12 protein-coding genes are annotated in these 12,111 nt (G+C 68.9%); all 12 read left to right on the plus strand.

Translation table 11 applies throughout. The annotated features are described in order from the left end of the window. On the plus strand, nucleotides 1–899 hold an 899-nt coding region (locus JOY88_RS05080), incomplete at its 5' end, for an acyl-CoA carboxylase subunit beta (RefSeq protein ID WP_293500906.1). Nucleotides 900–911: 12 nt separating this feature from the next. Beyond that, the gene (locus JOY88_RS05085) at nucleotides 912–1,532 is read left to right on the plus strand and encodes a glutathione S-transferase family protein (RefSeq protein WP_293500908.1); all 621 of its coding nucleotides are present in this window, start codon (nucleotides 912–914) and stop codon (nucleotides 1,530–1,532) included. Nucleotides 1,533–1,534: 2 nt separating this feature from the next. Continuing rightward, a complete protein-coding gene (locus JOY88_RS05090; protein WP_293500910.1) occupies nucleotides 1,535–1,825 on the plus strand; it encodes a helix-hairpin-helix domain-containing protein in 291 nt (96 codons plus the stop codon). Nucleotides 1,826–1,836: 11 nt separating this feature from the next. Beyond that, nucleotides 1,837–3,882 (plus strand): acetyl-CoA carboxylase biotin carboxylase subunit, encoded by a 2,046-nt coding sequence (locus tag JOY88_RS05095; RefSeq protein WP_293500912.1) that lies wholly within the window; start codon nucleotides 1,837–1,839, stop codon nucleotides 3,880–3,882. Next, the gene (locus tag JOY88_RS05100; RefSeq protein ID WP_293500914.1) at nucleotides 3,875–5,074 is read left to right on the plus strand and encodes an FAD-dependent oxidoreductase; all 1,200 of its coding nucleotides are present in this window, start codon (nucleotides 3,875–3,877) and stop codon (nucleotides 5,072–5,074) included. Before JOY88_RS05095 ends, JOY88_RS05100 begins: the two co-directional genes overlap by 8 nt. 8 nt (nucleotides 5,075–5,082) lie before the next feature. Further along, the gene (locus tag JOY88_RS05105; protein ID WP_293500916.1) at nucleotides 5,083–5,550 is read left to right on the plus strand and encodes a VOC family protein; all 468 of its coding nucleotides are present in this window, start codon (nucleotides 5,083–5,085) and stop codon (nucleotides 5,548–5,550) included. A gap of 122 nt (nucleotides 5,551–5,672) precedes the next feature. Next, complete coding sequence (locus tag JOY88_RS05110; protein ID WP_293500918.1) at nucleotides 5,673–6,344, plus strand: hypothetical protein; 672 nt, start codon at nucleotides 5,673–5,675, stop codon at nucleotides 6,342–6,344. Beyond that, nucleotides 6,341–7,414 (plus strand): sensor histidine kinase, encoded by a 1,074-nt coding sequence (locus tag JOY88_RS05115; RefSeq protein ID WP_293500920.1) that lies wholly within the window; start codon nucleotides 6,341–6,343, stop codon nucleotides 7,412–7,414. The genes JOY88_RS05110 and JOY88_RS05115 overlap by 4 nt, the downstream gene beginning before the upstream one ends. A gap of 4 nt (nucleotides 7,415–7,418) precedes the next feature. Continuing rightward, nucleotides 7,419–8,177, plus strand: coding sequence for a LytR/AlgR family response regulator transcription factor (locus JOY88_RS05120; RefSeq protein ID WP_293500922.1), 759 nt, complete (start codon nucleotides 7,419–7,421; stop codon nucleotides 8,175–8,177). A 207-nt stretch (nucleotides 8,178–8,384) separates the two neighbouring features. Continuing rightward, nucleotides 8,385–9,725 carry a phospholipase C/P1 nuclease family protein gene (locus JOY88_RS05125; RefSeq protein WP_293500924.1) on the plus strand — a complete coding sequence of 447 codons (1,341 nt, stop codon included), beginning with the start codon at nucleotides 8,385–8,387 and terminating at the stop codon, nucleotides 9,723–9,725. Between the two features lie 81 nt (nucleotides 9,726–9,806). After that, entirely contained in the window at nucleotides 9,807–10,700 is an 894-nt protein-coding gene (locus JOY88_RS05130) for a LysR substrate-binding domain-containing protein (RefSeq protein ID WP_293500926.1), read from the plus strand. Next, on the plus strand, nucleotides 10,697–12,109 hold the full coding sequence (leuC, locus tag JOY88_RS05135; RefSeq protein WP_293500928.1) for a 3-isopropylmalate dehydratase large subunit: 1,413 nt from the start codon (nucleotides 10,697–10,699) through the stop codon (nucleotides 12,107–12,109). Before JOY88_RS05130 ends, leuC begins: the two co-directional genes overlap by 4 nt. Nucleotides 12,110–12,111 lie beyond the last annotated feature (2 nt).

Consider the following 12,111-nt stretch of genomic DNA (forward strand, 5'->3'; position numbering starts at 1 on the left):
GCGGCGCCATGACGCACACCACCAAGAGCGGCGTGGCCGACATGGCGTTCGAGAACGACGTGGAGGCGCTCATGATGCTGCGGCGCCTGTACAACTACCTGCCGCTCAACAACAAGGAAAAGGCGCCCGTGCGCCCGAGCAACGACCCGGCCGACCGCATGGACCTGAGCCTGGACACCCTGGTGCCCGACAACCCCAACAAGCCCTACGACATGAAGGAGCTGATCGTCAAGACGGTCGACGACGGCGACTTCTTCGAGCTCCAGCCCGACTACGCCAAGAACATCATCATCGGCTTCGGCCGCATGGAGGGCCAGACTGTGGGCATCGTGGCCAACCAGCCGCTGGTGCTGGCGGGCTGCCTGGACATCAAGAGCAGCATCAAGGCCGCGCGCTTCGTGCGCTTCTGCGACGCCTTCCACATTCCCGTCATCACCTTCGTCGACGTGCCCGGCTTCATGCCCGGCACCTCGCAGGAGTACGGCGGCATCATCAAGCATGGTGCGAAGCTGCTGTACGCCTACGCCGAGGCGACGGTTCCCAAGATCACCGTCATCACGCGCAAGGCCTACGGCGGCGCCTACGACGTGATGGCTTCCAAGCACCTGCGCGGCGACGTCAACTTCGCCTGGCCCAATGCCGAGATCGCCGTGATGGGCGCCAAGGGGGCGGTGGAGATCATCTTCCGCGAGGACAAGGGCGACCCGGAGAAGCTTGCGGCCCGCGAGGCCGAGTACAAGGCCCGCTTCGCCAACCCCTTCGTTGCCGGCAGCCGCGGCTTCATCGACGACGTGATCCAGCCGCACGAGACGCGCAAGCGCGTCTGCCGCTCGCTGGCGATGCTGAAGGACAAGAAGCTCGAGAACCCGTGGCGCAAGCACGGAAACATCCCGTTGTAACCAGGAGCGACCATGACCATCCGCCTGTACTACCACCCGTACTCCCGCGCCGCGGGCACGCTCTGGGCGCTCGAGGAAGCGGGCGTGCCCTACGAGCTGCAAGTCACCGACATCATGAGGGGCGAGCAGAAGGCTCCCGAGCTGCTGGCGAAGAACGCGATGGGCAAGCTGCCGACGCTGGTCGACGGCGACGTGGTGGTGACCGAGGCCGCCGCCATCTGCCTGTACCTGGCCGACCGCTATGCCGCCGGCCGCCTGGCCCCGGCGCTCGACGATCCGCGGCGCGGCACCTATCTGCGCTGGTCGTTTTTCGCGCCCGGTGTCATCGAGCCCGCCGTCATGGCCCACAGCGGCAAATGGGAAGTGCGCGAGGTCGCGGCGGGCTGGGGCAATTACGCGGCCATGCTCGCCGCCGCGCATAGCGCCATTGCTGACCGACCCTATGTGCTGGGCGACGAGTTCTCCATGGCAGATGTGGTGTTCGGCGGCACGCTGCGCTTCATGCTGGAGTTCAAGCAGATCGAGCCGACGCCGCTGTTCCAGGCCTATGTCGATCGCCTGAACGCGCGCCCTGCCTACCAGCGCGCCCATGAGCGCAATCAGGCCATGCGCAAGCAGCTGGGGCTGCAGTGAGCATGCCCAAGGCGACCTTGGCCGACCAGGCGCGCCAGCTGACCGACATCCCCAACATCGGCAAGGCCATGGCCGCCGACCTGGTGGGGCTGGGCATCGCGACGCCCGCCGACGTGAAGCGCATGGATCCTTTTGAGACGTATGACCGCCTGCGCGACCCCATGGGCCGGCGGCATGACCCCTGCGTGCTGGACACCTTCCTGGCCGCGCACGACTTCATGAACGGCGGGCCTGCCCAGCCGTGGTGGAACTTCACCGAGCGGCGCAAGAAGCTGCTCGGCACAAAGAAATAACGAGGCTCAACATGTTCACCAAGATCCTCATTGCCAACCGTGGCGAGATCGCCTGCCGCGTGATCGCCACGGCCCGCAAGATGGGCATCCAGACCGTCGCCGTCTACTCCGAGGCCGACAAGGACGCCCGTCACGTGGAGCTGGCCGACGAGGCCGTGCTTCTGGGGCCGGCGCCATCGCGGGAGAGCTATCTCGTGGCTGACAAGATCATTGCCGCCTGCAAGGCCACCGGCGCCCAGGCCCTGCATCCGGGCTATGGCTTCCTGTCCGAGAACGAGGACTTCGCGCGCCGCTGCGAGGCCGAGGGCATTGTCTTCATCGGCCCCAAGCACCACAGCATCGCTGCCATGGGCGACAAGATCGCGTCCAAGAAGCTGGCCAACGAGGCCAAGGTCTCCACCATCCCAGGGCACAACGAGCCCATCCTGTCGCCCGAGGAGGCGGTGCAGATCGCCAAGCGCATCGGCTACCCGGTGATGATCAAGGCCAGCGCGGGCGGCGGCGGCAAGGGCCTGCGCGTGGCCTTCAATGACAAGGACGCCTTCGACGGATTCACGTCCTGCCGCAATGAGGCGCGCAACAGCTTCGGCGACGACCGCGTCTTCATGGAGAAGTTCGTCGAGCAGCCGCGCCACATCGAGATCCAGGTGCTGGGAGACTCGCAGGGCAACGTCGTCTACCTGCACGAGCGCGAGTGCTCCATACAGCGCCGCCACCAGAAGGTCATCGAGGAGGCGCCGTCGCCCTTCATCAGCGAGGCCACCCGTCGCGCCATGGGCGAGCAGGCCGTGGCCCTGGCCAAGGCCGTCAACTACCAGAGCGCCGGAACGGTGGAGTTCGTCGTCGGCAAGGACCAGGACTTCTACTTCCTGGAGATGAACACGCGGCTGCAGGTGGAGCATCCGGTCACCGAATGCATCACGGGGCTGGACCTCGTCGAGCAGATGATCCGCGTCGCGGCCGGCGAGGCGCTCGCCTTCACGCAGGCCGACATCAAGCGTGACGGCTGGGCCATCGAGTGCCGCATCAACGCGGAAGACCCCTTCCGCAACTTCCTGCCGTCAACCGGTCGCCTGGTGCGCTACCAGCCGCCGGAAACCACCATGCAGCAGGCCGAGCCGCAGCGCTTTGGCGTGCGCGTGGACACCGGCGTCTACGAGGGCGGCGAGATCCCGATGTTCTACGACTCGATGATCGCCAAGCTCATCGTGCACGGGCAGGATCGCACCGAGGCCATCGCCAAGATGTGCGAGGCGCTGAACGGCTTCGTCATCCGCGGCGTGTCCAGCAACATTCCCTTCCAGGCGGCGCTGCTGTCCCATCCGGACTTCGCGACCGGCAACTTCAACACCGGCTTCATCGCCCAGCACTATGCCGGCGGCTTCAAGGCCGAGGACGTGCCGCATGCCGACCCGCTGTTCCTCGTCGCACTGGCCGGCTTCATCCGCCGCAAGGCACGCGAGCGTGAGGCCGGCATCAGCGGCCAGATGCCGGGCCACGAGGTGAAGATCGAGCATGACTATGTCGCCGTCGTGAACCTGGGCGGGGGGCGCAGCGAGCAGCATGCGCTGCGCATCACCGAATTCGCCGGTGCCCTGGGCGAAGCGCGGGTGCAGGTGGGCGGCAAGGACTACCGCATCGTCTCCGGCTCGCGGCTCAACGATGTGCGCATCACGGGTACCGTCAACGGCCTGGCCTTCACGGCCCAGGCCGAGCGCGGCACGGCCAGGAACCCGCTGGCATATCGCATCCAGCATGGCGGCCGCTCCGTCGAGCTGACCGTGCTGAGCCCGCGTGCGGCCGAGCTGCAGGCGCTGATGCCCTACAAGGCACCGCCCGACACCTCCAAGCTGCTGCTGTCGCCCATGCCGGGCCTGCTCGTGCACCTGGCCGCCCAGGTGGGCCAGACCGTGCAGGCCGGCGAGCGGCTGGCCGTCATCGAGGCGATGAAGATGGAGAACATCCTGGCGGCCCAGCAGGACGTGACGATCGCCGAGATCCTGGCCAAGCCGGGTGAGAGCCTGTCGGTGGACCAGCCCATCCTGCGCTTTGCCTGACGGGTCGGTCGCCATCGTCGGCGCGGGCGTCGCCGGCGCGGCGGCGGCCGCCCGGCTGGCCGAGCGCGGTATCGAGGTCGACGTCTACGAGGCCGTGCCCGAGCCGCGCCCCATAGGTGCCGGCCTGCTGCTGCAGCCCACCGGCCAGCGCGTGCTGGCCGCGATGGGCCTGCTGGACGAGGCGCTGGCGCTGGGCACGCGCGTGGACCGGCTGTTCGGCGACACGCCCGCGGGCCGCACGGTGCTGGACATGAGCTATCGCCGCTTCCACCCCGAGGCTTATGGCCTGGGCATACAGCGCGGTGCGCTGATGGGCCTGCTGTGGGGGCGCCTGCGCGAACTGGGCGTGCGCTGGCATTGCGGCGTGGCGGTCGATGGCTTCGATCAGGACGTCCGGGGCGTGACGCTGCGCCTGGCTGGGCGGGAAACCGAGCGCCATTCCGCCCTGGTCCTTGCCAATGGCAGCTTTTCCAGGCTGCGCGAAGGCATGAACGTCGGGCAGAGCGCCCGGCCGTTTCCCTGGGGCGCCGTCTGGACCGTGCTGCCCGCGCCCGCGGGCTTTGCGCAGATCGAGCTGCGCCAGCGCTTTCGCTCGGCCTCGCAGATGCTGGGCCTGATGCCCGTCGGCCGGGCGACCCATGCCGACGCGCAGAGCGGCGTCAACCTGTTCTGGAGCCTGCCTGTGGCCGAGCTGGACGGCTGGTCCACGCGCATGGGCCTGGACCGGCTCAAGCAGCAGATGGCCGAACTCTTCCCCGACGTGGCGCCGCTGATCGCGGGCCTGACCGACGCGGCCCAGCTGCGCGAGGCGCGCTATGCCGATGTCTGGATGCGGCGCTGGCACGATGGCCGCGTGCTGGCCATCGGCGACTGCGCCCATGGCATGAGCCCGCAACTGGGGCAGGGCGCCAACATGGCCCTCATCGATGCGCATGAACTCGCCGCCGAAGTCGGAGGCGACTGGCCGCAGGTCTTCGAGCGCTACACACGCCGCCGCCGCGCCCACCTGCGCTTCTACGGCCAGGCCAGCAAGGGCCTGACGCCGATGTTCCAGTCTCACGCCGTGGTGGCCCCCTGGCTGCGCGACCGTTTCTTCGGCTGGGGTGGCCGGCTGCCCTACATCCATCAACAATCCATCGCCACCCTGGCCGGCGTCAAGACCGGCTGGCTGTGGGGACGGCTCAAACTGTGACGACGACCATGAGCAACACCCGACCTTTCCAAGTCCTCGGCCTGCAGCAGATCGCCATCGGCGGCCTCGACAAGGCCAAGCTGCGCCACCTTTGGGTGGACCTGCTGGGCGTGCCTGTGACCGGCAACTTCAAGAGCGAGCGCGAGAACGTCGACGAGGACATCTGCACGCTGGGGCAGGGCGCCCACGCCGTGGAGGTGGACCTGATGCAGCCGCTGGACCCCGAGAAGAAGCCGGCCGTCCACGCGACGCCGCTGAACCACATCGGCCTGTGGGTGGACGATCTGCCCACGGCCGTGCAGTGGCTGGAGTCGCAGGGCCTGCGCTTCGCACCGGGCGGCATCCGCCGCGGTGCGGCCGGCCACGACATCTGCTTCGTCCACCCCAAGGGCAACGAGCAGTTCCCGTTCGGCGGCGAGGGTGTGCTGATCGAGCTGGTGCAGGCGCCGCCGGAGGTGGTGAAGGCCCTGGGCTGAGCCGGGCGATCGTCGGTCACCGGGCTGGCTCATCGCCCGGGGAGTTGGCTCGTCGCACAGCGCCCCGGGCTGAACGGGGCCGCCGCACAGTGGCGACGTCATCCACTACTTCGAAAGCTTCCATGGACTGGAAAATATTCGCCGCCGCCCCGCTCGCGGCGGCGCTGCTGGTGGCCAGCGCTGCACCGCTGTCGCCGCTCAATGGCTGGTCGTCCGGGTCGATGGGCATCTCGTCCAAGGCCTACCAGATGGGCATAGACAACGGCGTGCAGTTCCAGGGGCAGCGCAGCGTGTCGGTGCAGTCCCAGGAGGGGCTGACCAAGGCGGACTCGCATGGCGCGGTCATCCAGAACGCCTTCGGCTACCAGGGGCGACGCGTGCGCTTCAGTGGCTGGATGCGCAGTGCTGACGTCAAGCAGTGGGCGGGCGCATTCCTGCGCGTGGATGCGGAAGGGACGGAGCGTTTCTTCGGCTCAGGTCGGTCGGACCTGAAGACTGAGGACCTGCCGTTTGGCGCCGGCAGTGCCGCGGCCCAGGATCGCTGGGTCGAGGTGAGTATCGTGGCCGACGTACCCAACACGCCGGCAGCCATGGTGTCGATGGGCGCCATGGTGGTTGGCGAGGGCAAGGTGTGGTTGAGTGCAATGCGGTTCGAGGAGGTCGGCCCAGAGGTGCCCGTGACGTCGGCGCGCATCGGCATGCCGTTGCCGACCTCGGCGCAGCGTGAGGCCGAAGCCCGCCGGCTGGTAGAGAAGGCATCACGTCGCATCCCGCCCAACCTGAGCCTTGAATGAGCCGGCCGGCTGTCGAGCTGTTGCACGACTATCGGCCGCGCCGTGCGCACCTGCTGCCGGCTGCGCTGTTCTGGCTGGCGTGGGCGCTGCTGCGATGGCAACTCCCCGCAGGCCCGCCGCAGCGCGCCATGGGCCTCGCGGCGCAGTTTTGGATCGCCTACGCCCTGGTGTGGTGGGCCTTGTCCGGGCTGGCGGTGAGTCGCCGCGTCTGGCCGGGCGGATGGGTGCCGGCGGGCCTGTTGCTGGCGGCCACGCTTGGCGCGCTGCTGGGGCTTCCGTTGACGGCTGACTTTTCCTGGCACCGGCTCGTCGCGGGGCCTGCGCTCGCCATGCAATTGCTGCCGGCCATCAGCCTCGCGCTGGCCCTGCATCTGCTGCCGCTTGCGGCTCGCTGGAGAGAGCGGCGCAAACACGCCGCCGAGGCCTCGCGACTGCGGCAGGCCGCGGCGGTGGCCGACCTGTCAAGGCAGGTCACGCTGGCGGAGCTGAAGACTCTGCAGGCCCAGGTCGAGCCGCACTTCCTCTACAACACGCTGGCCGGCATCCAGTACTTGGTGCGGCACAACGCCGTGCTGGCCGACCGCATGCTGGGCCGCCTGCACGACTATCTGCGCCTGGCCCTGCCTGCGATGCGTCAGCCCATGTCCACGCTGGGCAGCGAGTTCGCGCTGGCGGACGCCTATCTTGCGCTGATGCAGATGCGGCTGGGTGAGCGCCTGCGGGTCACGATCGACCTGCCCCAGGCGCTGGCCGGCCGCCCGTTTCCGCCACTGATGCTGGGCAACCTGATCGAGAACGCCGTCCAGCATGGCATCGAGCCCAAGCCCGGCGGCGGCGCGCTGCACGTCCAGGCGCGGGCGCGGGAGGGTGGGCTTGAGCTGGAGGTCAGCGACAGCGGCGTCGGCTTGCAGGCCGCGGCGCTCGGCCAGTCGGCCGGTAGCGGCCTGGGCCTCAGCAGCCTGCGTGAACGCCTGCTGCTGCTTTACGGCCAGGCGGCCCGCCTCGACGTCGGGGCCAATGCGCAGGGGGGCGTCAGCGCAGTCATCTGGGTGCCCCATCAGGACTCTTGAATCCATGCCGACGGCCGTACTGATCGAAGACGAAGCGCTGCCCCGCGCCGACCTGCGCGAGCAACTGGAACGGCTCTGGCCCGAACTGGAAATCGTCGGTGAAGCCGAGGACGGGCTGCAGGGGTTGGCGTTGGTGAGCGCGCGGCGGCCCGACATCGCGTTCGTGGACATTCGCCTGCCAGGCATGAGTGGCATCGAGCTGGCCCAGGGCATCAGCCGCCACGTGCATCTGGTATTCGTCACCGCGCTGGACCAGCATGCGCTGGCCGCCTTCGAGCAGGGCGCGGTCGACTACCTGCTCAAGCCCCTGCAGCCGGCCCGCCTGGCGCAGACGGTGCAGCGGCTCAGGCAACGGCTGCAGCAGGCGCCACCCGATCTCGGCGGCCTGTTGCGCGCACTGCAGGCGGGCGCCGCCGGCACCGACACGGGCACGACCGGGCCGCTGCGCTGGCTGCAGGTGGGGCAGGGTGATCAGCTGCGGCTGATCACCGTCGGCGACGTGCTGTTCTTTCGTGCCGAGACCAAGTACACGCAGGTGGTCACCGGCGGCGGCAGCTGGTGGGTGCGACTGTCGTTGAAGGAACTGGTCGAGCGGCTGGATGGCCAGCAGTTCTGGCAGGTTCATCGCAACGCCATCGTCAACCTCGCGCATGTCGACTGGGTGGAGCGCAACGCGCTGGGCCACATGACCGTCCACCTCAAGAACCATCCCGAGAGGCTGGGCATCAGTCAGAGTTTTCAGGCGCGCTTCAAGCAGATGTAGCTTTGGCGAAGTGCGGGTTGCGCAATCGCGGCTTCTGCGCGCGCCTGCCGGCGCCTAATCTGCGGAACAGCAAGACTTGCGCGTGCCTCGCTGGGCTGACCGGCCCGTGGCACACCGGGAGGCGGGGCGGCCACAAGCTGCTTCGTGGATTCGGTCGCAAGGCTTTGCGCGGGCCAGAATCGGCGCCTCCGAATTCCGAGCCGCCCCATGCGCCTTGCCCTTGTCACGTTGACCCTGCTGCTGCCCGCCCTAGCGCAGGCCTGGGGTAACCACACACCCATGTGCTATCGCGCCTTCGAGCGCATGCCCGAGGTCGCGAACGCAGCGCCGGTGAAGGCCGAGTCCCTGGCGGATTTCCTGCGCGACCAGGAGCCGGCCATCGCCCGTGCGCTGGATGCGCAGGAGGACTGGGCGCGCGAGTACCTGAAAGGCCATGCGCCACGCCCCGCGTCCTTGCGCTTCATGCCCGATGCCGGGCGCAGCGACGCCGACCGCCGTGCCGCCTTCCTGCGCGCACTGCGCCTGTCGCCGCAGTCCCGGCTGGCCCTGTATCTGCAGCCGGACCCGCGCGAGGCTGCGTCGATGCGGCCGCCCATCGATGCGCCCCTCGTCACCGCCGCCAAGCCGGGGGCTGGCGCCACGCAGCGTTTTGTCGCGCTGCGGCCGGGCGAGGCGGTCCCGGCCCTGGCCGTGCTGGCGTCGGCCTGCGACGAGCCCGACTACGGCCACGACCTCAACCTCTTCGACGACAACCCGGGCCACCCCGACAACCCGCCCTATGGCTTCGGCAGGCAGCCCTTCGGCAACCCGGCCGTTGCCATCGGCTCGCAGGCGCCCTTCCACATGGGCTTCTTCCACCAGGGCGGCATCTTCAACACGCTGGCGCCCAGTTTTGCGCGCACCTTCACCGAGCTGCGCGTGCAGCAGTACGGTGGCCTGGCCGTGCTGGCCTGGCAGACCGGCCATGCCTACTGGGGCTGGCGCTTTGCCGGCATGGCGCTGCACCATGTCGAGGACATGACCCAGCCCTACCATGCCAGCGCCGCGCCGGGCGCCACGTTGGGCCGCATGATGTGGGTCAACCTCAAGGCACAGCTCGGCGCGCCGGCGGACCGCCAGGGGCTGGTGGTGCTGCAGGGCAACCGCCACTTCGTGCTGGAGGAGTTCCAGACGCGCTGGATCATGGACGGCGCCCGCCAGCGCCGTGACGGGCCGCTGGAGCTGGCCCTGCGGGACGCGGCCCGCGACGCGCGCTACCCGGCCTGGAGCGCCGGCTATGTGCGTGACACCGTGGCCGCCGAGGCCTTCCAGGCCGGCCTGGCGACGGATGCGGCCATCGTTGTCGGCGCGCCGGCGAAATTCGTCACCGACCCCAATTTCGACTTCGCCGCCAACGAGGATCGCTTCGGCCCCGAACTGGTGCGTGACCTGCAGGGCCAGCGCGACGGCCTGCATGCTGCCGTCGCCGAACTCCTGGGGCATTTCGGTGCCCACAGCCGCAACGCCTTGCGCGGGCTGTTGAAGCAGGCTGGCCAGATCCTGCAGTGATTTCGTGAGCGGCGAAACAAAAGTCGCTTTCTGGCGCAGAATCGCGCGATTCGCGAAGGCTATGCTGGAGTCCGACTCATCATGCGACACGACCTCACCACCCTCAACCTCGTGCTGGCCATCGAGCAGACCCGCTCGATCACGCGCGGCGCCGCCCAGGAGCACCTGGCGCTGGCTGCCGCCAGCAAGCGTCTCTCGGACCTGGAAAGCCGCCTGGGCGTGCAACTCTTCGAGCGGCGCGCGCGCGGCGTCGAGCCGACCGAGGCGGGGCGGGCGCTGGTGCGTCACATACGTTCGCTGCATGCGTCGCTCTATGCCCTCGAGACCGAGGTCATGGAGTTCTCGCGCGGCATCAAGGGGCATCTGCGCATAGCCGCCAACAGCAGCGCCATCACCGAGGCGCTGCCGCCCCATCTGGTGGGCTTTTCGCAGGCCCATGCGCAGATCCGCATCAGCCTGGAAGACCTGACCAGCGCCGAGGTGCAGGCCGCGGTGGCGGAGGGGCGCGCCGACGTGGGCGTCTTCACGCCGCCGCTGCTGGACAACCGGCTGCAGACCTGGGTCTTCGCCCATGGCCGGCTGGCCGCGCTGGTGCCGCTGAAGCATCCGCTGGCGCAGCGCGAGGAGGTGAGGTTCGACGACCTGCTGTCCTACGACCTCATCGGGCTGCATGCCGGCGCCAGCGCGCAGGAGCTGATGCGCGAGCAGGCGGCTGCGCGCGGCAAGACGCTGAACGCGCGCTGGCAGGTGCGCGGCTTCGATGCCATCGCCCAGCTCGTCGAGGCGGGCCTGGGCGTGGCCGTGCTGCCCGAGCAGCCGGCCGAACGCTTCACGCGCGTTTTCGGCGTGCGTGCGCTGCGGCTGGAAGAACCCTGGGCCGAGCGCGAATATGTATTGGGCGTGTTGCGCCAACAGCGGCTGCCGACGGTCGTGCAGCGCTTCGTCGACACGCTGATTCCACGAGACAAGCAATGACTTCCCGCACTCTCTACGACAAGCTCTGGGATGAGCATGTCGTGCACACCGGGCCTGACGGCACGGCGCTGCTCTACATTGACCGTCACCTCGTCCACGAGGTGACCAGCCCGCAGGCCTTCGAGGGCCTGGACCTGGCCGGCCGCAAGGTCTGGCGCCTTTCGGCCAACCTGGCCGTCAGCGACCACAACGTGCCGACGACGGACCGCAGCGCCGGCATCGCCGACCCGGTCTCGCGTCTGCAGGTGGACACGCTGGACGCCAACTGCGACCGCTTCGGCATCACGCAGTTCAAGATGAGCGACCGCCGGCAGGGCATCGTGCACGTCATCGGCCCGGAGCAGGGCGCGACGCTGCCCGGCATGACGGTGGTCTGCGGCGACAGCCACACGTCCACGCATGGTGCGTTCGGCGCGCTGGCGCATGGCATAGGCACCAGCGAGGTGGAGCATGTGCTGGCCACGCAGACGCTGTCGGCCAAGAAGGCCAGGAACCTGCTCGTCAGGGTGGAAGGCCAGCTGCCCAAGGGCGTCGGCGCCAAGGACATCGTGCTTGCCATCATCGGCAGGATCGGCACCGCTGGCGGCACGGGCTACACCATCGAGTTCGCTGGCTCCGCCATCCGTGCGCTGAGCATGGAAGGCCGTATGACGGTCTGCAACATGGCCATCGAGGCCGGCGCCCGCGCCGGCCTGATCGGCGTGGACGACACGACCATTGCCTACGTGAAGGGCCGCCCCTTCTCGCCGCAAGGCGTGGAGTGGGAGCAGGCTGTCGCCTACTGGCGCACGCTGCACTCCGACCCCGGCGCGCATTTCGACAAGGTCGTCGAGATAGCCGCCGACCAGATCCGCCCGCAGGTCACCTGGGGTACCTCGCCCGAGATGGTGCTGTCCATCGATGATCGCGTGCCCGACCCCGACAAGGAGAAGGACGACGTCAGGCGCGGCGCCATCGAGCGTGCGCTGACCTATATGGCGCTTGAGCCCAACAAGGCCATCGCCGACATCCACGTCGACAAGGTCTTCATCGGGTCCTGCACCAACAGCCGCATCGAGGACATGCGCGAGGCCGCGGCCATCGTGCGCCGCGTCGGCGGACGCGTGGCCCGCAACATCAAGCTGGCGCTGGTCGTGCCGGGCTCCGGCCTCGTGAAGGCCCAGGCCGAGGCCGAAGGGCTGGACCAGGTCTTCAAGGCCGCCGGCTTCGAATGGCGGGAGCCGGGCTGCTCCATGTGCCTGGCGATGAACGCCGACCGGCTGGAGCCGGGCGAGCGCTGCGCATCCACCAGCAACCGCAATTTCGAAGGCCGGCAGGGCGCCGGTGGTCGTACCCATCTCGTCAGCCCGGCGATGGCCGCTGCCGCCGCGATGACCGGCCATTTCGTCGACGTCCGAACCTTCGCCTGACC

The sequence above is a fragment of the Roseateles sp. genome (assembly GCF_019237615.1).
Classification (GTDB): Bacteria; Pseudomonadota; Gammaproteobacteria; order Burkholderiales; family Burkholderiaceae_C; genus Pelomonas.

What these genes read in the sequence shown, in the direction of transcription:
- JOY88_RS05085 (WP_293500908.1), top strand. Translation starts at nt 912, where the DNA reads ATGACCATCCGCCTGTACTACCACCCGTACTCCCGCGCCGCGGGCACG.
- JOY88_RS05090 (WP_293500910.1), top strand. Translation starts at nt 1,535, where the DNA reads ATGCCCAAGGCGACCTTGGCCGACCAGGCGCGCCAGCTGACCGACATC.
- JOY88_RS05095 (WP_293500912.1), top strand. Translation starts at nt 1,837, where the DNA reads ATGTTCACCAAGATCCTCATTGCCAACCGTGGCGAGATCGCCTGCCGC.
- JOY88_RS05105 (WP_293500916.1), top strand. Translation starts at nt 5,083, where the DNA reads ATGAGCAACACCCGACCTTTCCAAGTCCTCGGCCTGCAGCAGATCGCC.
- JOY88_RS05110 (WP_293500918.1), top strand. Translation starts at nt 5,673, where the DNA reads ATGGACTGGAAAATATTCGCCGCCGCCCCGCTCGCGGCGGCGCTGCTG.
- JOY88_RS05115 (WP_293500920.1), top strand. Translation starts at nt 6,341, where the DNA reads ATGAGCCGGCCGGCTGTCGAGCTGTTGCACGACTATCGGCCGCGCCGT.
- JOY88_RS05120 (WP_293500922.1), top strand. Translation starts at nt 7,419, where the DNA reads ATGCCGACGGCCGTACTGATCGAAGACGAAGCGCTGCCCCGCGCCGAC.
- JOY88_RS05125 (WP_293500924.1), top strand. Translation starts at nt 8,385, where the DNA reads ATGCGCCTTGCCCTTGTCACGTTGACCCTGCTGCTGCCCGCCCTAGCG.
- JOY88_RS05130 (WP_293500926.1), top strand. Translation starts at nt 9,807, where the DNA reads ATGCGACACGACCTCACCACCCTCAACCTCGTGCTGGCCATCGAGCAG.
- leuC (WP_293500928.1), top strand. Translation starts at nt 10,697, where the DNA reads ATGACTTCCCGCACTCTCTACGACAAGCTCTGGGATGAGCATGTCGTG.